Here is a 21,568-nt window from a genome sequence, read left to right on the forward strand (position 1 = left end):
CCGTTTTAGCTGATCGCCGGATGTACCCGGATCTTGTCCTTCGAAAGCGGTCCGGCCGGGTCGGACATATCATAAGAGACCAGTGGGCCTTCCTTGCCAGCAGAATAGTCGAGGCAAAGCGCATTCTGTGCCTGTAGGACCGGGTCGCCACTCAACCAGTAATGCCCGAAGAACACCGGTCGCGCAGTGGCTGGATAGGTCTGTGCCGAAAGCGTCTCCGGCAGGTTTTCGTCAGGCAGGTCCTCAATTGACGGCACAGAGATCGCTATGTCGCGCCAGGTGCGAGCGGCCGCGTTCCACCATTGCAGGCGCACATGATCTCTCTCCGTCCCGTCCTTGTCCGTGAACGACCAGCCTTCCGGTAGTCGATGCTCTGGCCCCTTCGTAATCTGCTCGGCCAAGATAAACATCTCGTCGGCTTCGTCGCGACGGATCAGCTGTTCCTCGGTCAGCACGCCATCCCCGGTCAGCGTCTTGAGCCGATCCAATGAGGCGTCGATCCAGCAGGCGTGCACGGCACGAAACCCGTCCTCCTCAAGAAACAGAGGCAGGCTTCGCATCCAGTCCAGAACGTCGCGCGTCTGCGGATCGCCGGGCGGGAACTGGTTCAGGAACGTTCGGTGCTGCCGGATGTTTTTCGGCGAATGCGCACGAAGCGGCTGACCATCATCGGGGTGCATCGTGTGGAAGTGGAGAGCGTTGAGCTCATGATTGCCCATGATCGCCTTGGCCTTGCCTGCATCGACAAGTTCGCGGACGGTCTTGAGAACAGCCCGATTATCCGGCCCACGGTCGATGAAGTCTCCCAGAAAGACGATCTGTCGATCCGGATCGGGATGGGTCCATCCGAGAGCACTCCGCCTCCACCCCAGCCCAGCGAGGGCAGCGTCGAGTTTGGCGGATTGGCCGTGGGTGTCTGGAATGATGTCAAATGGGTTCATGCGGTCATCTTGGGATTATTCTCGGTATCTGGTTTGGCTCAGCCTCCGCATCGATATGAACCAATCCGAGGTTCTTGAAACGCTAGCGGTGCTAAAATGGTTTGTCATCAGGGGTTTCGGAGAGTGAATGGGATGCGAACCCACCCAAGAAATCCGCCTGTTTACGCTGGCATCCCGAGCAACGCGCCTACCGCGTGTTCCGTCTATGTTGCCATCGATATCGTTCGGAACGCGCGTTTGGGTTTTGGCGGTGTTCGGCGGCAGAGCATTGAAAGGTAACGAGAAAACGAGACCGAACCGGAACGGACGAGGTTCGCCCAAACTGAGACGGAGGGCCATTCTGAGCCCAGCTTCGGCCATTGAGCGCGTCTAATAGGTTCGGTCGGTTCCTGCAAACCCCTTTTATAACACGGAAAAATCCGTGCCCGTCAGGGCGGTGTCACTGGTTCGCAATGGGGATAATGGCGGAGACGAAGGGATTCGAACCCTCGAGACGGTTTCCCGCCTACTCCCTTAGCAGGGGAGCGCCTTCGACCACTCGGCCACGTCTCCGCTGATGGGTATAGCCGCGCAAGTCCAAGGAATACAAGACGAAATTGCCCTTGCCCGGAAAAGATAGGGCGAGACGCCCAAGCCCTTGAAATGACACCGAAAGGCGCAGAATAGCGCGGAGTTTGGACAAGATTTGGTCAACCGAATTCGACCGAAATCTTACCCGAAAGCGTTTGGAATTACGCCGATCAATTCGGCTAGGTCGGGCAAAACAAGGCCTCGCCGGGCCTTTAAAGCGGCAGCCCGCAGCACTCGTGCCCGCGAGGAGAGAAGCGTTGCGTGACAGCATTGAGCATCGAAATGGGCGGGCATCCTCTCCAACAAGGCAATCCGGCGTATGGCTGCCGAGCTTCTGGGAGATCCTGCACCGATGCTTAGCCGGACCGATCTCGAGATCCGTTGGGGCGTCGGACCTGACACCGTCCAAAAACTGGTCAAGCTCTCGACCCCAGCGCTTCCATACGCATCGGCAACAAGCGCCGTTTCCGTCCCAACTGCACTGCGCTGGACGAGATGATGAAACGGCTGCCTGAACCGAAAAATATACCGGGAAATACTGGTATTTCCGGGCATGGAGCAGTCGAAAATTCAACTTAACCTCCCGCCTCTCCCCAAAATTTACGCAACAGTTTGGTTGGCCCACTTGGAAGGCCTAACCGAGGGGCCGATGGAGTGATTGCAGATCGCAACAATGCAACGAGCGGCGCCAAATCTGACGTCTTTGCTTGGGTGGAAGATCGCCTCAAAGGCTACTCCGCAGGCACGAGCAAGCTCAGCGGTCAGATGGAGCGTTTCAACGCGCGCATAACCACCTTTTCTTTCTTCTGGTTAACGGCGATTGAGCCAAGGCCTATTCAGTCGAGATCGTAGCAGCTCGCCCGCGGGGCGCCCCGCTTCGATCATGGCAGCCTTCAGGCCTGGCTTACGGGCAATTGTCTGTTCGACTTCGTGAAGCCCTGACAGAACGGCAGCGTCTGCGGGCGCAATATCGCGCGCGGTAAACAGCAGCTTGATTGCATCGACCTCTGACTTTGGGCGAGAGGCGATGAGGCTTGCGTGGTCCTCCAGGGCGGAGATCAAATCATCTTGGGCCCGCTGGGCCATCCAGGCATCTAGATCTGATCTCGATGCCTGGATGTTAAAGGTATCACATCTCTCTGTGAGACGGTCGATGCGGCACTCTAAGGCCGCGATGACATGGCCGTGTAGTTTTTCTGCGGCCCGCCGCAAGTCTTCGCGCCAATCTGCCATGAGCTGCTTCTGAGCGTAGTCTTTCAATGTGCTGTTGCCCAGAAGAGCGGCGGCTCCGATCGCGGGGCCGAGAATGAGCGCACCGGCCGGACCTATTGCAATAAGGCCGAACCAAGCCCCTGCATTTCCACCCGCGAAAGCGAGTAGGCCACGCGAGGCGCCGTCGAGGATAAGCCAGGCAGGAAGGTCGGAAATCGGAACCCGCCCCCGGACCATCTCAATGCCCCCGCGCAGAACACCGAGCGACAACGCGAATTGCAGGATGTCCGGGTCGGCCAAATCGACGGCATGACCGAGAGTCTCTGAGATCTGCTCCTCGATCGTCGCAATCTCGAACCCGGGAAGGGTCGTCACCATTTGCGCCCATGGCGCACCGCGTGCCACGGCCTCTTCAGCGAGAGCGGAATTGGCGATCACCGGGATGTCCGGGTATTTCTCGAAATGCTTGGTCAGGTTCGAGAACGAAGTGCCGCATTTGACCTGCACTGCCGCCCCGTCGACGATGACATCAAAACCGGGCGTGTTACTGGATTCTGCGAGTTGGACATCGTGACCATCGGCAATAAGCTTGTCCATGACGAGCCGTTCGGCCGTGTATCCCCGCAGTGAATCTTTGGCGCCCGAGGACAGGAAATCGGCGGCGCTCCAAGCTAAGGCAATAGGATCTCCGAGTTCCTTTGAGCGAGAAAAGTCGGCGGCCTTCATGACGTTGGGCTCAATCGCCGCGGCGTGCCAGAGCATTTCGCCGGCGGTAAGGCCCAACGAGGCAATCGCATCGGGGACGTCGGTGGTCATCTTCTTCGAAGACCACGGCTCCGGAGGCTGTCCTGCCGGCACCGGAATCGGCCCAGCCAAGCGGCCAACAAGCGAGGTTACATAGTGGCGCATTTCTGCGCGATCCTTCGCAGGCATCCAGCCGAAGGAACTGTTCGGCGCCCGGTCCAGCTTGCGCATGTCCGCGAGAAATTGATCCAGACCCGTCTCTGTGTGCTGCGCGCCTTGAGCGGCCATGAGCACCCCGAGACGGGCAGCCAACTGGCTACGGACTATCCGAGACCCGCGCCCCATTCCGAGCCATCCAAGAGCGGCGACGCCCACCATGACGGTCACAGGGTTGACCAAGGTGAAAAGCAGAGAGGTCAAGGTTGGCCCGGCGACCAGTGGAATGATCGAGCTGAGATGTGCGGCCAGCAGGTAGGGGGCAAAGCCCGCATTGGCGACCACGACCGCCCCGCCGATCCAAGCCCCGCCAGCAGCCATGGCATTGCGCGCCCGGACCTGTCCTTGCCGCAGAGCCTCGGCAATCTCTGGATCGGCTTCTTTCGCCGCGGCCTCCAGAACCTTGTCGTCCGCGAGAAGCGCCATCATTTCCTCGGCCACGATCTGGGGGAATGGCAGAGGCGGCTCCGCGACGAAGGCAGCTTTCGCCGACTTCCAGTAGTCAGCGGCCTTACCGCCGACCAGTACGCCAACGCCACCGTCGGGCTCTTTATGATGTGCCGTGCGGTGGCGGGCTCGGATGGAGGGTGTGAGCCTCTCGGATGCGCGAACCGCAAAAGCGGATGCCGATCGCGTGGCAGACTTCGCTGACAGGCAGGGGACAACACACGGCAGAGACATGGCCTCTGTCAGCCTCGACCAAAGGCGAAAGCGAAGGGCGGCATCCGAGGCAGACGATCCCGCAAGGTCATTCTGAGCAGCTTGGAGGCGTTCTGCGGCGGCATCCGCTGCGAGACCGAGCTTGGCGCCCATTCCCTGCACAGCCCCTTTGGCGAGGAAAAGGCCGTCGACGCATTCAATGAGAGCGATGATCTGGCAAATCTCGGCCCGTTCGAGAACACCAAGACCCGACAGGATATCCACGGGGCGAATAATAGGAGGTGCGGCAGGTTCAACAGTCATGTTGCGGACATTGCGCCTTTTCGGAAGATACTCCAACTGGCAAGAGCACTTACATTGCTGATTTTACTTAAGAAGAGATTAAGGTCAGCTTCGGTTTTTCTGCATCGTAGTGCCGTGGTTCCTTTTAGATTGTGGCATTGTACCGTTCTTAACCGCGCCGGAACTTCACGCATACGCTCCCATGTGCGCCCGACGCCAATTGGCGCACCGGGTCGCCGTGACCTTGGGATTTCCCCGCCACTCAAAATGCCCGCGCTGGCCCGCCGCGTTCACCGGCTGATCCCATGCGCGGGGCCCAAGATCTGCTGCTTGCTGGCCGAACCGTCGGGCGTAGGCCACAGGCGACAGGCCGTTGCGGGAGGCTCAGGTGTTGAACAGGAAATGCATCACATCGCCATCCTTGACGATGTAGGTCTTGCCCTCGGCGCGCATCTTGCCTGCGTCTTTGGCCGGGCCTTCGCCGCCGAGCGCCACGAAATCGTCATAGGCGATGGTTTCGGCGCGGATGAAACCCTTTTCGAAATCGCCGTGGATGACGCCTGCGGCCTGCGGCGCGGCGGTGCCGTGCTTGATCGTCCAGGCGCGCGCCTCTTTGGGGCCCACGGTGAAATAGGTTTCAAGGTGCAGCAATTCATAGCCTGCGCGGATCAACCGGTCGAGGCCGGCTTCCTCCAACCCCATTTCTTCCAGGAACATCTCGGCCTCGTCTGGATCAAGCTGGCTGATTTCCTCTTCGATCTTGGCAGAAATCACCACGGCCCCTGCCCCCTGCTCGGCGGCCATCTTGGCCACGGCATCGGAATGGGCGTTGCCTTTGGCCGCGTTTTCTTCTTCGACATTGCAGACATAGAGGATCGGCTTTTGCGTCAGAAGTTGCAGCATGCGCCAGGCCTTGGCGTCTTCGGCGTCGACATCGACCGAGCGCGCGGGCCGGTCGTTTTCCAGCGCCTCTTGTGCGTCGGCCAGCAGCCGGTCTTGCTGTGCGGCCTCTTTGTCGCCGCCCTTGAGCTTGCGGACCAACCCTGCGCGACGTTTTTCAATGCTCTCCAGATCGGCCAGCATCAGTTCGGTTTCGATCACCTGCGCGTCATCCACCGGGTCGACACGACCTTCGACATGGGTCACGTCACCGTCTTCGAAACAACGCACCACATGGGCGAAGGCGTCACATTCGCGAATGTTGGCCAGAAACTGGTTGCCCAGCCCTTCGCCCTTCGAGGCGCCTTTGACCAGCCCGGCGATGTCCACGAACGTCATGCGCGTCGGGATGGTCTGTTTCGAGCCAGCAATCGCGGCCAGCTTGTCCAGACGCGCGTCAGGCACGGCGACTTCGCCCACGTTGGGTTCAATCGTGCAAAAAGGAAAATTGGCGGCCTGCGCGGCGGCGGTTCTCGTCAGTGCGTTGAATAGCGTCGATTTGCCCACATTCGGCAAGCCGACGATCCCCATCTTGAAACCCATGGCTCAGGCCCTTTCGCGTCAATCCGCGCGCTTGATAGGGCGCAGCGGCGCGGCGCGCAAGCGGACTTGGCGGAATCGCACAATCCTGTCAGTCTGAACCTGACCAACAAGAGGTACCGCCATGCCCATCGCACCCTATATCCATTTCCAAGGCAACTGCCGCACTGCAATGACCGCCTACCAGCAGATTCTGGGCGGCGATCTAGAGATCATGGGCTACGATCAGATGCCCGGTGCCCCTGCCCCGTTGGCCACGAGCAACCGCGTGATGCATTCGGCGCTGATGTCGCCCTTTGGCGATATTGAGGCGTCAGACTTTCCACCCGGCGTCGATGGGGGCCCGCAAATGGGCGTCTCGATCGCGCTGGAAGTTCCCGCGAAGGCTGACGCAAAGCGGATCTACGAGGCCTTGTTGCAGGACGGCGATGTGCTCGAACCCTTTGGCGAAAATTTCTTTTCCCCCGGTTTCGGGATGCTCAAGGATCGGTTCGGCACACATTGGATCGTCATGACCACCCCGGCCCCTGCCTGAGCCGCAACCTGAGCCCCAACCTGCGCCCCGCCTGGGTCCGACCAGACCCATTGCCTTTCGCGTCGCTTTGGGCGAAACCCGTCGCCAGACAGACCGGAGAACGCCCATGACCCGCATCGACGACACATTCGCGCGCCTGAAAGACGCAGGGAAAAAGGCATTTGTCGCCTACGTCATGGCCGGCGACCCGGACGAGGCGACATCGCTGGAGATCGTACGCGCCCTGCCCGGCGCTGGCGTCGATATCATCGAACTGGGCCTGCCCTTTACCGATCCCATGGCTGACGGACCGACCATCCAGCTGGCCGGTCAACGGGCGCTTGACGCGGGCATGACACTGGAACGCACGCTGAATATCGCGCGCGAATTTCGCAAAGACGACGACACGACGCCGATCGTGCTGATGGGGTATTACAACCCGATCTATTCGCGCGGCGTGGACAAGTTTCTGGCCGACGCAAAAGACGCCGGGATCGACGGTCTGATCGTGGTCGACCTGCCGCCGGAAGAAGACGACGAACTATGCATTCCGGCGCAAAAGGCGGGGTTGAATTTCATCCGGCTGGCCACACCCACGACCGACGACAAACGCTTGCCCAAGGTGCTGCAGAACACATCGGGATTCGTCTATTACGTGTCGATCACCGGGATCACCGGCGCGGCCGAAGCGCAGGCCGACACGGTCGCCCCCGAAGTGGCGCGCATCAAGTCGCAAACCGATCTGCCGATCATCGTGGGCTTTGGCGTCAGAACGCCCGAAACCTCGGAAGCGATTGCGGGAATTGCCGATGGCACCGTCGTTGGCAGCGCCATTGTCGAAAGGATCGGCAAGGGCGAGAGCGTTGAAAAGGTTGCGCAATTCGTAAAATCCCTGGCCGACGGGGCGCATCGCGCCTGATCCGCACCCATAACCGCGCCTGACCGGATCAACCCAGCGTCACATCCAGGAACATCATCAGGATCAGTCCGATCATCAGCCCCGCAGTCGCCATCTTCTGGTGGCCATTGCGGTGCGTTTCGGGAATGATTTCATGGCTGATGATGTACAGCATCGCGCCGGCCGCAAAACACAGCCCCCACGGTAGCAGCGCCGCGCTGATATGGATCAGCCAGACGCCCAGAAGCCCGCCCACCGGCTCAACCAGCCCTGTGGCCAGCGCAATGGCAAAGGCGCCCAACTTGGTATAGCCCTGCCCACGCAGCGCGACGGCCACGGCCAACCCTTCGGGCGCGTTCTGCAGGCCGATCCCGGTGGCAAGGGATATGCCATTGGCCACATCGCCCCCGCCAAACCCCACGCCCACGGCCATGCCTTCGGGAAAGTTGTGGATGGTGATCGCGATGACGAACAGCCATATCTTGGACAGGGCCGCCAGGTCGCTGCCCTCGCGCCCGGCGATGAAATGTTCGTGCGGCACATATTCGTTCAGCGCGTGCACCAAAAGCGCCCCCAACGCCAGGCCCGCCGCCGCGATACTTGCCGCCAACCAGACCGAACCGGTCTGTGCCTCGCCCGCGTCAATCCCCGGGATCAAAAGGGAAAAATAACTGGCCGAAATCATGACCCCGGCCGCAAACCCCAGCAGCATATCGTTGGTCCGCCGCGAAATGCCGCGCCCGAACAGGACTGGAATCGCGCCCACGCCCGTCATCAGCCCTGCAATCAGGCTGGCGAGTGTTCCCATGACGATGATCGACATATGCGCCCCTGTGCCTGAACCCCCGTGCCTGCACCCATGTTGCGCCATTTGCCGCTGGACGCAACCGGTCCCATCGCCACACTGGTTTTGCGCGCAGGTTGTCCACGCAGGTTGTCCATGTAGTGCAAAATTGGTAAGGGGACCTAACCAAAACAAGGGGCGTGCCATGCCAGTCATCACCTGCATCGACGATCTCAAGCGCCTGCACAAGCGCCGCACGCCCACGATGTTCTATGATTATTGCGAAAGCGGGTCCTGGAGCGAGCAGACCTTTCGCGAAAATACCAGCGATTTCGATAAGATACGGCTAAGGCCGCGTGTCGCCGTCGACATGGACGGCCGCTCGACCGCGACCAAAATGATCGGTCAAGACGTCGCGATGCCCGTCGCGTTGGCCCCGGTAGGGCTGACCGGGATGCAGCGGGCCGACGGGGAAATCAAGGCGGCGAAAGCGGCCGAGAAATTCGGCGTGCCCTTCACCTTGTCGACCATGTCGATCTGCTCGATCGAAGAAGTGGCCAAGCACACCCGCAAACCGTTCTGGTTTCAGCTATACGTGATGCGCGACCAGGATTTCCTGCGCAATGTGATCCAGCGGGCCAAGGATGCCGGCGTGTCGGCTCTGGTGCTGACCCTGGATCTGCAGATCCTTGGCCAGCGGCACAAAGACCTGAAAAACGGCCTGTCAGCCCCGCCGAAACTGACCCCGCGGGTGATCGCGGACCTGATGACAAGATGGCGGTGGGGTCTGGAAATGCTGGGCACCAAAAACCGCGGGTTCGGCAATATCGTGGGCCACGCCAAAGGGGTCGAGGATCCAACGAGCCTGTTCACCTGGACCGCGGAACAGTTCGATCCGCGGCTGGATTGGTCCAAGATCGAAGCGATCAAGAACATGTGGGGCGGCCCGCTGATCCTGAAAGGGGTGATGGAGCCACAAGACGCTGAAATGGCTGCAAAAGTTGGCTGTGACGCTATCGTGGTATCGAACCATGGCGGGCGCCAACTGGACGGGGCGCTAAGTTCGATCCGGGTACTGGAACGTATTGTGGACGCGGTCGGGGACAAGACCGAAGTGCATTTCGACAGCGGCATCCGATCGGGTCAGGACGTGCTGAAGGCCTTGGCGCTTGGGGCCAAGGGCACCTACATCGGGCGCGCGTATATTCACGGGCTGGGCGCAATGGGCGAAGAGGGGGTCACCAGGGCGCTGCAGGTGATCCACAACGAAATGGATATTTCCATGGCGCTGTGCGGGCGCAAGTCGGTTGAGCAGGTGGATCGGGACATGGTGCTGGTGCCGCAGGATTTCGCCGGCCGCTGGGCCTGAAACGCAACGCGTGGTGGGCCGCCTGTGCGATGGGCCGCGCCCCACCATGCGCCGCCGTGCCCCACCGTGCCCCGCCGCTGCGGCGGGAAAATTGCGCCGATGACGATCCCGATCCGCGTCGGCCAACCGTCTGCAAACGGTCTGCTTCCCGTCTGCCATCCGTCGGACAAATTGTCGGGCAAACCGCACGGTTCGCGCAACGTGCGCCGGGATGCAGGCGAACGGTTAACCGCGCCGCTTGTGCGCCGTCATCACCAGCACCGCCGGGATGATCGCACTGACCAGACCCGCCACCACCACAAAGGCCACGCGCAGGCCGGCCAGCTCGGCGATGAAACCGATCAACGAAGGGCCGATGAAAAAGCCGAACATGCCAAAGAGCCACGCGCGCGCAATCGCGTGGGCGCGCTGTTCGCGATGCACCATCTTGCCCAGCAGCGAATTGGCCGTCGGCACGATCACCGCCAGGCCCGCCGCCGCGATGCCCACGCCGATCAGAACGGCCCAGGTGCCAGGTGCAGTCGCGATCACCAGAATGCCGATCACACCCAATGCGCCCGACCAGATTATCACGCGATCCTCGCCCAGCTTTTCCGTGGTGACCTGGCCCAGCAGACGCACGGCCGCCATGATAAAGCCCAGCGTCGCGGGGCCGAAACTGCCCTGGCCGGGGGCGCCGTCCAGTTCGCGCTCAATGAATAGCGCGGTCCAGGTTTCGACCGCGGTTTCGCCCACGAAGCTGACCAGCAACATCAGCCCCGCCATGGACACGATCAGCCAGGGGATCGCGGCGGGCGCGGCGTCGCCATCCAAGGGCTGGAACGGACGCCAGGCGCGCCCTTCATAGGTCAGGGCCGCCAGCACGCCATTGACCACCCCCATGACGGCGAAAATCGTGATCAGGTCCACCCCGGCGTGACGCAGCCCCCCCACCACCAGCGCCGCTGACCCGAAACACAGCGAAGACATCGCGTGGTTGATGTTCATCAGGTGCACCCCGTGCCGTTCTTCCAGCTGCGACAGGCGCATGTTGGCGCCAATATCGACAGAGGCCAGCGTGCCCCCCAAGACCGCAAGTATCGCGAACAGCGTGGCGGGCGAATTTGCGTGGGGCGGCAACTGCATCGCCGCCACCACCACGATCGCCAGCGCCGGCAGCACATGGCGACCCAGCGCCACCGACAGGCGCGGCGCGAACCACATGGCCACCATGCTGCCCAATGCCCCGCCGACCAGCGCCAGGCCAAGTTGCAGATCGCTGGCGCCGGCCTGCGCCTTGATCCCGGGGATTGCGGCCGCAAGGGTGCCCCAATATGTCCCCACCGCGCCCAATGCGAAAAAGGGCGCGCGCGAGATTTTGATGGCAGTCAGCAAGGACATGGGTGACCCATACATCCGTCACGGTAACCGACGCTAGGAACACGCGCCGTGTTCGGCAACCCCGAATGCGACGCCACCCCAACGGCGCGCAGGCGCAACTGCGGCCGCAGCGCCCCAAAAACCGCTTTGCAAGCCCGGGATTCTGGCCTATACGCGCGGCTTCACGCGGGCATACAGCCTTGGAGGATGTCCGCCTTTACAATTTGGAGACTGAACTATGGCTGGTGAGATCCCTGATCTTCACGCCACGGTACGGACGGGGACTGGCAAGGGCGCCGCTCGTCAAGCCCGCCGCAACGGGAACGTACCTGGCATCGTATATGGCGGCGGCGCAGACCCCCTGCCCATCGAAATTCCGTTCAACGTGCTGCTCAAGCGCCTGAAAGCAGGCCGCTTTTTGTCGACTCTCTTCAACATGAAGGTTGAAGGCCAGGACGACGTGCGCGTGATCTGCCGCAGCGTGCAACGCGACGTGGTCAAGGATCTGCCGACCCACGTGGACTTTATGCGCTTGCGCCGGACGTCGAAAATCAACCTGTTCATTCACGTTGATTTCGTCGGCGAAGAAGAATCGCCCGGCATCAAGACCGGCGGCGTTCTGACCGTTGTGCGAAGCGAAGTCGAACTGATCGTGACCGCAGCAGATATTCCCGAAAGCATCACGGTGGACATTTCGGGCGCGGATGTGGGCGACGTGATCCACATTTCCGACGTGACCCTGCCCGAAGGCGCCAAACCGGTCATCGACCGTGACTTTGTGATCGCCAACATCTCGGCCCCGTCCAGCCTGCGCGCTGCGGGCGACGACGACGAAGAAGAAGCTGCCGAGGCCGGCGAAGAGGCCGCAGCCGAAGAATAAGATCCGCTTTCGGATCGACGCGAAACGGGGCCCCGGCGGGCCCCGTTTTTTTTGCTTACGACAGCGTGGCCAGCAACGATTTGTCGTAAGGGACCAGGGCGGCGAAATCGCCTGCCTTCACCCGGTTCGCCCAGTCGGGGTTGGCGATCAGTGCACGTCCCACGGCGACCAGATCGAATTCGTCGCGGGCCATCCGTTCGATCAGGTTGTCGATGCTGGCCGGTTCCCCGGCGTTGAAGGCGCCGGTGCCGTCTTCGGGCAAAAAGTCGGAATTCAGCCCGACGCTGCCCACGGCGATCGCGGGCTTGCCGGTCAGCTTGCGCGTCCAGCCGGCCAGGTTCAGGTCACTGCCGTCAAATTCGGGCTGCCAGAACCGGCGGGTCGAGCAGTGAAAGATGTCGACACCCGCATCCGCCAGCGGGCCAAGGAATGCGCCCAGGGCCTCGGGTGTGTCGCACAGGCGGGCAGAATAATCCTGCTGTTTCCACTGGGAATAGCGCAGGATGATCGGGAAATCGGGGCCGACGGCTGCGCGCACGGCCGCCACGATTTCCAGCGCAAAGCGCGAACGCGCGGCCAGGTCACCGCCATAGGCGTCGTCGCGCGCGTTGGTGCCATCCCAGAAGAACTGGTCGATCAGATAGCCGTGTGCGCCGTGGATCTCGACCGCGTCGAACCCGATTTTCTTGGCGTCTGCGGCGCCCTTGGCAAAGGCGGCGACCACGTCGTCGATATCGCGCTGCGTCATGGCGTGGCCGGTCACCTTGCCGGGCCGGGCCATGCCCGACGGGCTGTAGCCGGGCGTGTCGCCCCCGGGCGCCACACCGGGGCGGCGCACGGCCCCCACATGCCACAGTTGCGGTGCGATCTTGCCGCCCGCCGCGTGGACCGCTTCGACCACCCGCGCCCAGCCGGCCAGCGCGTCGGCGCCATAGATGGCCGGCACGTCGGGATAGCCGCTGGCGGCGGGATGATCCACAATGGTGCCTTCGGTGATGATCAGCCCCACGCCCCCTTCGGCGCGGCGGCGATAGTAGTCAACCACCTTGTCGTTGGGCACGTTGCCCGGTGACATGCTACGGGTCATGGGGGCCATGACGATGCGGTTCTTGAGGGTCAACGTGTCACTGGTGAATGGGCGGAACAACGTGTCTTGTGCGGTCATGATGTGTCTTTGTCCTTTGCTTCGCCGCTAAGGAAACCGACCTGCCGAAAAGGGCAAGTGTTTCGCCGCGTCGCAGCCCTTCCTCAGGGCAGAAAAACTGGCTAAGCTGGCCGGACCAAATGGACGAGGCAAGACGGTGAAGCTGTTTGTGGGGCTGGGAAATCCCGGCATGAAATACGCGGGCAATCGCCACAACATCGGCTTTATGGTCATCGACCGGATTGCCGGGGATCACGGCTTTGCGCCGTGGCGTGGCAAGTTCCAGGCCAGCCTGTCCGACGGCGTGTTGGGCGGTGAAAAGGTGATCCTGCTCAAACCCGAAACCTTCATGAACCTGTCCGGCCAATCCGTGGGCGAGGCGATGCGGTTTTACAAACTGACGCCCGCCGACGTGATCGTCTTTCATGACGAACTGGACCTTGCCCCCGGCAAGGCGCGGTTCAAACAGGGCGGCGGGCATGCGGGCCACAACGGGTTGCGGTCGATCCATCAGCATATCGGGCCCGACTATGGCCGGGTCCGGCTGGGCATCGGCCATCCGGGCCACAAGGACCGGGTCGCGGCCTATGTTTTGTCCGATTTCTCCAAGTCTGATGCAGATTGGCTGGACGATCTGGTGCGTGGATGTTCGGATGGTGCAAGCCATCTTGCGGCGGGCGATGCCGGGAAATTCATGAATGCGGTGGCGCTGCGCACCGCGCCGCCCCGATCGTCGGCCACGCCAGCGCCCAAAGCAGGCGCGAAACCAGAAGCGAAGGCTGGGGCGAAGGCGAAGGCTGACCCGAAGGCTGCGGCGAAGACCGACGCGAACGCCAAGGCCGGGCCCAAGTCAGAGGCAAAGTCTGAGGCAAAGCCAGAGTCCAACACCAAAACACCCGGCCCTGCCCCCGCGCCGCAAGACCCCCGCAGCCCCCTGCAAAAACTGGCGGACAAGTTCCGTTGAGCCTGCGCGCCGCCCTCACCCGTCAGGCTGATGCATGCGACGCGCTTGGGTCAGAGTTTACGGCGCGGCTGCTGCGGCTGACCGCGGCCCGCCTGCAGCGCGGCACGCCAGTGGCGGACCGGATGCTGGACTGGCCCGGCGATGTCAGCGGGGCGGGCGCGTCGGTGCCGCTGCGCTTTGCCGGCGCGCTGCACGGGCTGATCCTGATGGACCATGCCCCCGAACTGGCGCCGCTCTGGCCGCCGCACGCGGTGACAGACGACACCCTGTGGGCCGGCGTCGAGGCCGCGATGCGCGCCCACCAGGGCGAATTGATGGCATGGCTGGACAATGCCCCCCAGACGAACGAGGTCCGCCGCTCCGCCGCGCTGATCGCCGTGGGTCACATCCTGTCGGCCCGATACGGGCTGCCCATCCGCCTGTCAGAACTGGGGGCCAGCGCGGGGCTGAACCTGTTCTGGGATCACTATGCGCTGGCGGCGGGGGGGCAGACACTGGGCCCCGAGGCCCCGGCGCTGACGCTGACGCCGGACTGGTCCGGCCCCCTGCCCCTGCCGTGCGATCCGTTCATCAGCGACCGGCGCGGCGTGGATCTGCACCCGCTGTCGCCCAGCGATCCCGCGGATCGCAATCGCTTGCGCGCCTATACATGGCCGGACCAGCCCGACCGGATGGCGCGGCTGGACGCGGCGCTGTCGGTGGCCACGCCAGTGGTGGACCAGGGCGATGCGGCGGCATGGCTGGTCAACCGCATGGCAGACATGTTGGAAGGTCAGCTGGATTTCGTTTACCACACGGTCGCTTGGCAATATTTCCCGCCCGGCACCCGCGCCGCCTGCACCGCGGCGTTGGAAGCGCGCGGCGAAAAGGCGACCATGCGAAGCCCGCTGGCCTGGCTGTCGGTAGAGGCCGACACGGGCGGTGCGCAACAGGGCGCGGCGATGGTGCTGCGGCTGTGGCCCGGTGACCGCACGCCGATCCGGCTGGGCCGGATGGATTTCCACGGCCGCTGGATCGACTGGCGCTGTTAGGAATTGGCCGGTCCCGGCAGGTCGATCAGATCATCCAGAAACAGGGCCAGCAATTGTGGCCGCCCCCCGACGCCAGCCTTGCGATAGATCGCGTTGGTCTGGGCTTTGACCGTGCCCTCGGAGGTGTCGCGCAGGGCGGCGATTTCGCCGGTAGACATGCCCTTGACGGCAAAGAATGCCACGTCGCGTTCGGCCGGCGTCAGGCCCCATTCGTCAAACCGTTCGTCCAGTACCTGCATGAATTCCGACGACGCACGGTGCAGCCGCGCTTCGGCCGCGCGTTGGCGGCGTAGCGTAGCGCGCAGCAGCAGCCCGCCCATGACCACCCCCAACACCAGCCCCAGCGCGGCGCCGATTTCGATCAGTTCGCGCGCTTGCCAACTGATCGGGCGATCGCGCAGACCAAATAGCGATGAAAAGATATCCCACACGAAAAAGACGGCGCAGGCTGCCTGCACCGCGACGGTTGCGATCACCAGCGGGTTGCGCCGCACAGGTCAGGCGCCTTTCGGGTCAGTCGTCATCGTCGTCCCCATTGTCTGCATCATCACTGTCGCCATTGCTGTCGTCATCGCTGTCGTCATCGTCGGCGCTGTGGCCATCGCTGTCGTCGTCATCATCGTCGCTGTCGTCGTCATTGCTTGCGTGCCCGCGGGTGTCACCATGGCCGCCACTGCTGTCGCCGGACGATCCGGTCTGGGGCACCGAAATGATCGACCCGCCAAGGCTGGATGAGCCGGCGTTTTGCGCTGCGGGGCCGCGGCTGTCCAATTCCCAATAGTCGCGCAGGATTTCCCCGGTATTGGTGTTCAGGATGATTTCACGACGCGCGGCATTGCCTGTGGCCACGATCCGGGTGCGGCCCAGCAGGGTGCGGGTGATCTGGATGCGCGCATAGCCCTGATCCTTGAGCTGTTCGACCACCCGGTCCTGCGCGCCCTGCGCCATACCCGGGCCGATCATCGCCGCGAGGACGAAGGCGCTGGTCAGGATGATATGGACAAATCGGCGGGTCATCAGGCTTTCACAATGCGGCGGGACCCGGCCGGGGCCGGATACCGATCAGTGTCAGGATGTTTGCAGGTTTGACAAGGGGTCAGTCGTCGTCGCTATCAGAGTCAGAGTCGCTATCACCATCTGACTCACCGTCTGAATCGCTATCTGAATCTCCGTCTGAATCGTTGTCCGAGTCACTATCGGAATCGCCATCGCTATCGGACTCGCCGTGCCCTTCGGAGTCTGCGTCGTCGTCGCTATCGTCCCCGTCATCATCGCCATCGTCGCCATCATCATCATCGTGATCATCATCAGCGTCGTGGTCGTCGCCATCGTCATCGTGGTCGTCGCCATCATCATCATCGTCGTCATGATCGTCGTCGTAATCATCATCGTCGTCATCATCATCATCGTCGGCGCGCACGAAATCGCGGTCTTGGCTGCGCACCTCAACACCCGGCGTCGTGTTGTCGTTGCGCCCGACGCGCTCAACCTCTTGCTTCAGCAGATCGCCGGTGGCCAGGTCATAGACCAGTTCAACCTTCTGGTTGTTGCGGATCGCTTCGACCTTCATCTGGGTCGCGCCGTTGCGGACCTCGACGCGGGTGAATCCCTGTTCCTGCAACCCGCGGATCACCTGATCCGACGCGCTTTGCGCAAAGGCGGTGGTGGCGGCAAATGCGCCGATAAAGGCGGCAACCTTGATCGTGACTTTCATCGGGTGTGTCCTCATCTGGATGAATTTCTGATGACAGGACATTGCCCAGCCCGCACCGTCCGATCCATTGACCAGAGGGTATAGACCGGGGGTTTTGGTCCCCAGGTTCAGGCGCATAAACCAGGGTTTACGGGGTCAGCCGCCGGTCTGAACGTCAACGCCTAGGTGCTTGGCAACGGTGAAGATGTCTTTGTCGCCGCGCCCGCACATGTTCATCACGATGATATGGTCCGATGGCAAATCCGGTGCGATCTTCATGACATGCGCCAACGCGTGGCAGGGTTCGAGCGCAGGAATGATGCCTTCGGTGCGGCAGGAAAACTGAAACGCCTCAAGCGCCTCGGCGTCGGTGATCGAAACATAGTTCGCGCGGCCCGTGTCGTGCAGCCAGCTGTGTTCGGGCCCAATGCCCGGATAATCCAGCCCGGCGCTGATCGAATGCCCTTCCAGGATCTGCCCATCGTCGTCCTGCAGCAGATACGTGCGGTTGCCATGCAGCACGCCGGGGCGCCCGCCGGTCAGGCTGGCACAATGTTCCATCCTGTCATCCACGCCCTTTCCGCCCGCTTCGACGCCGATGAATTGCACATCGGGGTCGTCAAGAAACGGATAGAACAGACCCATCGCGTTCGAGCCCCCACCGATCGCCGCAATCACCGTGTCGGGCAAGCGGCCTTGGCCCTCTTGCTCGGCCAGCTGCACCCGCACTTCCTTGCCGATGATGGCCTGGAAATCGCGCACCATCGCAGGGTACGGATGCGGCCCGGCCACGGTGCCGATGCAATAAAAGGTGTCGTGCACATTGGTCACCCAGTCACGCAGCGCGTCGTTCATCGCATCCTTGAGCGTGCCGCGGCCCGATGTCACGGGCACCACTTCGGCCCCCAGAAGGCGCATGCGAAAGACGTTGGGGGCCTGGCGTTCCACGTCATGGGCGCCCATGTAAACCACGCATTTCAGCCCGAACTTGGCGCAGACAGTGGCCGTGGCCACGCCGTGCTGGCCGGCGCCGGTTTCGGCGATGATGCGCGATTTTCCCATCCGGCGCGCCAGAATGATCTGGCCCAGAACGTTGTTGATCTTGTGCGCGCCGGTGTGGTTCAGTTCGTCGCGCTTGAGGTAAATCTTGGCCCCGCCCAGTTCTTCGGTCATGCGGCTTGCGAAATACAACGGCGACGGGCGGCCGACATAGTGGGTCCACAGATCGTTCATTTCGGCCCAGAAACTATCGTCGGTCTTGGCCTTTTCGTATTCGGCCTCAAGATCGAGGATCAGCGGCATCAGGGTTTCCGACACGAACCGCCCACCGTAAATGCCGAACCGACCGTTTTCGTCTGGGCCGGACATGAAACTGTTGAAAAGGTCGGTCATCGAAAGCTCCTGTTGGTCGGGCCAGCCTGGCGCAAAAGCGGTGTATCCCGCCCCCGTGGCAGGGGCAAGCGTCAGGCGTGTGCGGCGCGGGTGAAGGCGCGGATCAGGGCCGCGTCCTTGATGCCGGGGGCGCTTTCCACCCCGCTTGACACATCGACCTGCTTCGCACCGGTCAGGCGCACCGCCTGGGCCACGTTGTCGGGGGTCAGACCGCCCGCCAGCATCCAGGGCTTGGTCCAGTACTTGCGCGTTTGCAGCAGCCGCCAGTCGAACGACAGCCCGTTGCCGCCGGGCAAATCCGCGGACCTGGGCGGCTTGGCATCGATCAAGAGCTGGTCGGCCACCGGGGCGTAGGCGTCGATCTGGGCCAGATCCGCGGCGTCGGCGATGCCGATGGCCTTCATCACCGGCAAGCCGGTGTGCGCGCGCACTTCGGACACGCGGCGGGGCGATTCGGACCCGTGCAACTGGATCATGTCCAGCGGGACCGCGCCGGTGATCGCATCCAGATCATCGTCGCTCGGGTTGACCATCAGGGCCACCTTGGCAATGCCCACCGGCACGTCGACCGCCAGCGCAGTCGCCTGCGCCACGGACAGGTTGCGCGGGGACTTGGGGAAAAAGACAAAGCCGACATAGGCTGCACCGGCCTGCGCGGCGGCGGCCACCTGTTCAGGGCTGGTCAGCCCGCAGATTTTCACACGAATGTCGGTCATGCCCACTGCTTTATCGCGCGTGGTTCGCATCCTCAAGCAAGGCGAGCACTTCGTCGCCCTGACGCTTGGCCTCGTCGGTCTTGAGCTTGCGCACTTCGCGGCGCAGCTGTTCTTTTTCGCGCCGTTCGGCATCGGCGGCGGCGCGGTGCTTGTGTTCGCGCAGCCATTCCCAAATGAAACCGATCAAAACGCCGGCGATGATGCCGCCGAAGATCACCAAAAAGAGCGGCAGGGTAACCGACCCGCCGATTCCCGTCAGTGACGCCAGGTCATCGGGCAACAGGTTCAACGTCACATTGGCGCGGTTGGCCAGCGCCACCGTGACCAGGACGATGGCAAGAACTGCCAGGAAAATATAGCGGATATAGCGCATGGAATGCAGCCTCAGTCGTCGTTCAGGCGGTCACGCAGCAGCTTGCCGGTCTTGAAGAAAGGCACGTGCTTTTCTTCAACCTCAACGCTTTCGCCGGTGCGTGGGTTCCGGCCTGTTCTGGCATCCCGCTTCTTGACGGAAAACGCGCCAAATCCGCGCAGCTCGACCCGATTTCCCCGGGCCATGGCTTCGATGATTTCGTCGAAGATCGTGTTCACGATCCGCTCAACGTCGCGCTGGTAAAGATGCGGGTTGTCATCTGCGATTTTCTGGATCAGTTCCGACCGGATCATCCTGTTCCCCCCTTGGGTGTCCCGCAGCGCCCTATCATTTGGGCGCACTCATGTGATTGGGGCAACTATAGGTCGTGATCAGGCGGCGCGAAATAGCCTCGGCGCGCGGCAAAAGGCATTTTTTTGGGCTAAAGCGCTGATCTTTTGCGAAAAATACAGTTGTGCCGGCATAGAATCGCCCGCCATGTCCCATTTCTGCGGTGCGGCACGGAATTTGGAAAAGTCGTGATTCGGATTGCCGAAATGAAAACGGCCCCACCAAATGGCGGGGCCGTTTGCGATTTCTTGGCCAGACTTTGGCCCGACCCTTACCGGGCTGGGCTTAGTCCTCCGACTTGAGCGCGGCGCCCAGGATATCACCCAGCGATGCACCCGAATCCGAGCTGCCGTACTGTGCCACGGCTTCTTTTTCTTCGGCGATCTCGCGGGCCTTGATCGACAGACCCAGACGGCGGGTTTTCTGATCGACGTTGGTGACGCGCACGTCCACCTTGTCGCCCACGCCAAAGCGCTCGGGGCGCTGTTCGGCCCGGTCACGCGACAGGTCCGAGCGGCGGATGAAGGACTTGGCGCCTTCGTATTCCACTTCGATCCCGCCATCTTCGATCGCGGTGACTTCCACGGTGATGATCGAGCCGCGTTTCACGCCTTCGGTCGCACCGCTGAAGCTGTCGTCCAGCGCCTTGATGCTCAGCGAAATCCGCTCTTTTTCAACGTCCGTTTCGGTGACAACGGCCTTGACCACGTCGCCCTTCTGGAAGTTCTGGATGGCATCTTCGCCACGCTCGTCCCACGAGATGTCGGACAGGTGAACCATGCCGTCGATGTCGCCCGGCAGGCCGACGAACAGACCGAATTCGGTGATGTTCTTGACCTCGCCTTCCACCTGAGTGCCCTCGGGGTGGGTTTCGGCGAACACTTCCCACGGGTTGCGTTGGGTCTGCTTGAGACCCAGCGACACGCGGCGTTTGGCACTGTCGATTTCCAGCACCATGATTTCGACTTCCTGGCTGGTCGACACGATCTTGCCGGGGTGGACGTTCTTCTTGGTCCACGACATTTCCGACACGTGCACCAGGCCTTCGACGCCCGGTTCCAGTTCCACGAACGCACCATAATCGGTGATGTTCGTCACGCGGCCGGTGTGCACCGAACGCAGCGGGAACTTGGCTTCGACGGCATCCCACGGATCGTCCTGCAGCTGCTTCATGCCCAGGCTGATGCGGTGGGTTTCCTTGTTGATCTTGATGACCTGAACGTTGATGGTCTCGCCGATCGACAGGATTTCCGACGGGTGGTTGACGCGGCGCCAGGCCATGTCGGTGACGTGCAGCAGGCCGTCAACACCGCCAAGGTCAACAAAGGCACCGTATTCGGTGATGTTCTTGACCACGCCTTCGACGGTCTGACCTTCGGTCAGGTTGCCGATGACTTCGGCGCGCTGTTCGGCGCGGCTTTCTTCCAGGATCGCACGGCGCGAAACAACGATGTTGCCACGGCGACGGTCCATTTTCAGGATCTGGAAGGGCTGCTTGAGACCCATCAGCGGCCCAGCGTCGCGCACGGGGCGCACATCGACCTGGCTGCCGGGCAGGAACGCAACCGCGCCGCCCAGATCGACGGTGAACCCGCCCTTGACGCGCCCAAAGATGGCACCTTCGACGCGCTCTTCTGCGGCATAGGCGTTTTCCAGGCGGTCCCAGGCTTCCTCGCGGCGCGCTTTATCGCGGCTGATCGAGGCTTCGCCACGCGAGTTTTCCACGCGATCCAGGAACACTTCGACCTCTTGGCCGACTTCCAGATCGGGGGCTTCACCGGGATTTGCGAATTCTTTCAGATCAACGCGGCCTTCCATCTTGTAGCCGACGTCGATGATGGCTTGACCCGCCTCGATGGCGATGACCTTGCCTTTGACAACGCTGCCTTCGGCGGGCGTGTCAATTTCGAAGCTTTCATTCAGGAGGGCTTCGAATTCCTCCATACTTGTTTGAGCCATGTGGTCTCTGGTTTCCTTTGATCTACACTATTCTGGCCGAGCGGTTGTCTCCGCCGGT

20 protein-coding genes and 1 tRNA gene are annotated in these 21,568 nt (G+C 62.2%); 6 read left to right on the plus strand and 15 right to left on the minus strand.

The features are described 5' to 3' along the window. Window positions 1-5 precede the first annotated feature (5 nt). The 4 genes from ACP2AV_RS05035 to ychF all read right to left on the minus strand — a co-directional run bounded on the left by ACP2AV_RS05035 (window position 6) and on the right by ychF (window position 6,107). A complete protein-coding gene (locus tag ACP2AV_RS05035) occupies window positions 6-941 on the minus strand; it encodes a metallophosphoesterase (RefSeq protein ID WP_426371590.1) in 936 nt (311 codons plus the stop codon). A 462-nt stretch (window positions 942-1,403) separates the two neighbouring features. Further along, window positions 1,404-1,493 (minus strand) — tRNA-Ser (locus ACP2AV_RS05040). Between the two features lie 828 nt (window positions 1,494-2,321). Further along, window positions 2,322-4,682 carry a hypothetical protein gene (locus tag ACP2AV_RS05045; protein WP_426371591.1) on the minus strand — a complete coding sequence of 787 codons (2,361 nt, stop codon included), beginning with the start codon at window positions 4,680-4,682 and terminating at the stop codon, window positions 2,322-2,324. Window positions 4,683-5,009: 327 nt separating this feature from the next. Further along, on the minus strand, window positions 5,010-6,107 hold the full coding sequence (ychF, locus tag ACP2AV_RS05050) for a redox-regulated ATPase YchF (protein WP_426371592.1): 1,098 nt from the start codon (window positions 6,105-6,107) through the stop codon (window positions 5,010-5,012). A gap of 121 nt (window positions 6,108-6,228) precedes the next feature. On the opposite strand from ychF, the gene ACP2AV_RS05055 reads away from it, so the two are divergent. Together ACP2AV_RS05055 and trpA are read left to right on the plus strand one after the other, a co-directional pair. Beyond that, on the plus strand, window positions 6,229-6,639 hold the full coding sequence (locus ACP2AV_RS05055) for a VOC family protein (protein ID WP_426371593.1): 411 nt from the start codon (window positions 6,229-6,231) through the stop codon (window positions 6,637-6,639). Between the two features lie 106 nt (window positions 6,640-6,745). Then, a complete protein-coding gene (gene trpA / locus ACP2AV_RS05060; protein ID WP_426371594.1) occupies window positions 6,746-7,537 on the plus strand; it encodes a tryptophan synthase subunit alpha in 792 nt (263 codons plus the stop codon). 28 nt (window positions 7,538-7,565) lie between these two features. Here trpA and ACP2AV_RS05065 read toward each other — a convergent pair whose 3' ends face one another. Then, the gene (locus tag ACP2AV_RS05065) at window positions 7,566-8,339 is read right to left on the minus strand and encodes a ZIP family metal transporter (RefSeq protein ID WP_426371595.1); all 774 of its coding nucleotides are present in this window, start codon (window positions 8,337-8,339) and stop codon (window positions 7,566-7,568) included. Window positions 8,340-8,505: 166 nt separating this feature from the next. Between ACP2AV_RS05065 and ACP2AV_RS05070 the strand changes: the two genes are divergently transcribed. Next, window positions 8,506-9,669 carry an alpha-hydroxy acid oxidase gene (locus ACP2AV_RS05070; protein ID WP_426371596.1) on the plus strand — a complete coding sequence of 388 codons (1,164 nt, stop codon included), beginning with the start codon at window positions 8,506-8,508 and terminating at the stop codon, window positions 9,667-9,669. A gap of 225 nt (window positions 9,670-9,894) precedes the next feature. On the opposite strand, the gene ACP2AV_RS05075 is transcribed toward ACP2AV_RS05070, so the two are convergent. After that, window positions 9,895-11,049, minus strand: coding sequence for an MFS transporter (locus ACP2AV_RS05075; protein WP_426371597.1), 1,155 nt, complete (start codon window positions 11,047-11,049; stop codon window positions 9,895-9,897). Window positions 11,050-11,266: 217 nt separating this feature from the next. On the opposite strand from ACP2AV_RS05075, the gene ACP2AV_RS05080 reads away from it, so the two are divergent. After that, a complete protein-coding gene (locus tag ACP2AV_RS05080; protein ID WP_426371598.1) occupies window positions 11,267-11,908 on the plus strand; it encodes a 50S ribosomal protein L25/general stress protein Ctc in 642 nt (213 codons plus the stop codon). A gap of 55 nt (window positions 11,909-11,963) precedes the next feature. On the opposite strand, the gene ACP2AV_RS05085 is transcribed toward ACP2AV_RS05080, so the two are convergent. Beyond that, a complete protein-coding gene (locus ACP2AV_RS05085; RefSeq protein ID WP_426371599.1) occupies window positions 11,964-13,073 on the minus strand; it encodes an NADH:flavin oxidoreductase in 1,110 nt (369 codons plus the stop codon). 136 nt (window positions 13,074-13,209) lie between these two features. Between ACP2AV_RS05085 and pth the strand changes: the two genes are divergently transcribed. Together pth and ACP2AV_RS05095 are read left to right on the plus strand one after the other, a co-directional pair. Continuing rightward, the gene (gene pth / locus ACP2AV_RS05090) at window positions 13,210-14,016 is read left to right on the plus strand and encodes an aminoacyl-tRNA hydrolase (RefSeq protein ID WP_426371600.1); all 807 of its coding nucleotides are present in this window, start codon (window positions 13,210-13,212) and stop codon (window positions 14,014-14,016) included. Next, entirely contained in the window at window positions 14,013-15,047 is a 1,035-nt protein-coding gene (locus ACP2AV_RS05095; RefSeq protein WP_426371601.1) for a DUF2332 domain-containing protein, read from the plus strand. The genes pth and ACP2AV_RS05095 overlap by 4 nt, the downstream gene beginning before the upstream one ends. Here the strand turns inward: ACP2AV_RS05095 and ACP2AV_RS05100 are convergent. The 8 genes from ACP2AV_RS05100 to rpsA all read right to left on the minus strand — a co-directional run bounded on the left by ACP2AV_RS05100 (window position 15,044) and on the right by rpsA (window position 21,510). After that, entirely contained in the window at window positions 15,044-15,541 is a 498-nt protein-coding gene (locus ACP2AV_RS05100) for a helix-turn-helix transcriptional regulator (protein WP_426371602.1), read from the minus strand. The two genes, ACP2AV_RS05095 and ACP2AV_RS05100, sit on opposite strands and share 4 nt — an antisense overlap. Window positions 15,542-15,560: 19 nt before the next feature. Further along, window positions 15,561-16,064, minus strand: a complete 504-nt coding sequence (locus ACP2AV_RS05105) for a hypothetical protein (protein WP_426371603.1) — start codon at window positions 16,062-16,064, stop codon at window positions 15,561-15,563. Between the two features lie 79 nt (window positions 16,065-16,143). Beyond that, window positions 16,144-16,761: a PepSY domain-containing protein gene (locus ACP2AV_RS05110; RefSeq protein ID WP_426371604.1), complete on the minus strand. Its 618-nt coding sequence runs from the start codon at window positions 16,759-16,761 to the stop codon at window positions 16,144-16,146. 135 nt (window positions 16,762-16,896) lie between these two features. Continuing rightward, on the minus strand, window positions 16,897-18,132 hold the full coding sequence (gene trpB / locus ACP2AV_RS05115; RefSeq protein WP_426371605.1) for a tryptophan synthase subunit beta: 1,236 nt from the start codon (window positions 18,130-18,132) through the stop codon (window positions 16,897-16,899). A gap of 71 nt (window positions 18,133-18,203) precedes the next feature. Continuing rightward, entirely contained in the window at window positions 18,204-18,848 is a 645-nt protein-coding gene (locus tag ACP2AV_RS05120; RefSeq protein ID WP_426371606.1) for a phosphoribosylanthranilate isomerase, read from the minus strand. Between the two features lie 10 nt (window positions 18,849-18,858). Next, entirely contained in the window at window positions 18,859-19,221 is a 363-nt protein-coding gene (locus ACP2AV_RS05125; RefSeq protein WP_426371607.1) for a LapA family protein, read from the minus strand. 11 nt (window positions 19,222-19,232) lie between these two features. Continuing rightward, the gene (gene ihfB / locus ACP2AV_RS05130; protein WP_426371608.1) at window positions 19,233-19,514 is read right to left on the minus strand and encodes an integration host factor subunit beta; all 282 of its coding nucleotides are present in this window, start codon (window positions 19,512-19,514) and stop codon (window positions 19,233-19,235) included. Window positions 19,515-19,836: 322 nt separating this feature from the next. Further along, entirely contained in the window at window positions 19,837-21,510 is a 1,674-nt protein-coding gene (rpsA, locus tag ACP2AV_RS05135; protein WP_426371609.1) for a 30S ribosomal protein S1, read from the minus strand. Window positions 21,511-21,568: the final 58 nt, after the last annotated feature.

Origin of the sequence: Aliiroseovarius sp. PTFE2010, assembly GCF_049943335.1 — a bacterium.
In the GTDB taxonomy this organism is placed as follows: domain Bacteria; phylum Pseudomonadota; class Alphaproteobacteria; order Rhodobacterales; family Rhodobacteraceae; genus JBNFVY01.

Coding starts and splice junctions, on each gene's coding strand:
- ACP2AV_RS05035 (WP_426371590.1), bottom strand. CDS start 941: ATGAACCCATTTGACATCATTCCAGACACCCACGGCCAATCCGCCAAA.
- ychF (WP_426371592.1), bottom strand. CDS start 6,107: ATGGGTTTCAAGATGGGGATCGTCGGCTTGCCGAATGTGGGCAAATCG.
- ACP2AV_RS05055 (WP_426371593.1), top strand. CDS start 6,229: ATGCCCATCGCACCCTATATCCATTTCCAAGGCAACTGCCGCACTGCA.
- trpA (WP_426371594.1), top strand. CDS start 6,746: ATGACCCGCATCGACGACACATTCGCGCGCCTGAAAGACGCAGGGAAA.
- ACP2AV_RS05065 (WP_426371595.1), bottom strand. CDS start 8,339: ATGTCGATCATCGTCATGGGAACACTCGCCAGCCTGATTGCAGGGCTG.
- ACP2AV_RS05070 (WP_426371596.1), top strand. CDS start 8,506: ATGCCAGTCATCACCTGCATCGACGATCTCAAGCGCCTGCACAAGCGC.
- ACP2AV_RS05075 (WP_426371597.1), bottom strand. CDS start 11,049: ATGTCCTTGCTGACTGCCATCAAAATCTCGCGCGCGCCCTTTTTCGCA.
- ACP2AV_RS05080 (WP_426371598.1), top strand. CDS start 11,267: ATGGCTGGTGAGATCCCTGATCTTCACGCCACGGTACGGACGGGGACT.
- ACP2AV_RS05085 (WP_426371599.1), bottom strand. CDS start 13,073: ATGACCGCACAAGACACGTTGTTCCGCCCATTCACCAGTGACACGTTG.
- ACP2AV_RS05105 (WP_426371603.1), bottom strand. CDS start 16,064: ATGACCCGCCGATTTGTCCATATCATCCTGACCAGCGCCTTCGTCCTC.
- ACP2AV_RS05110 (WP_426371604.1), bottom strand. CDS start 16,761: ATGAAAGTCACGATCAAGGTTGCCGCCTTTATCGGCGCATTTGCCGCC.
- trpB (WP_426371605.1), bottom strand. CDS start 18,132: ATGACCGACCTTTTCAACAGTTTCATGTCCGGCCCAGACGAAAACGGT.
- ACP2AV_RS05120 (WP_426371606.1), bottom strand. CDS start 18,848: ATGACCGACATTCGTGTGAAAATCTGCGGGCTGACCAGCCCTGAACAG.
- ACP2AV_RS05125 (WP_426371607.1), bottom strand. CDS start 19,221: ATGCGCTATATCCGCTATATTTTCCTGGCAGTTCTTGCCATCGTCCTG.
- ihfB (WP_426371608.1), bottom strand. CDS start 19,514: ATGATCCGGTCGGAACTGATCCAGAAAATCGCAGATGACAACCCGCAT.
- rpsA (WP_426371609.1), bottom strand. CDS start 21,510: ATGGCTCAAACAAGTATGGAGGAATTCGAAGCCCTCCTGAATGAAAGC.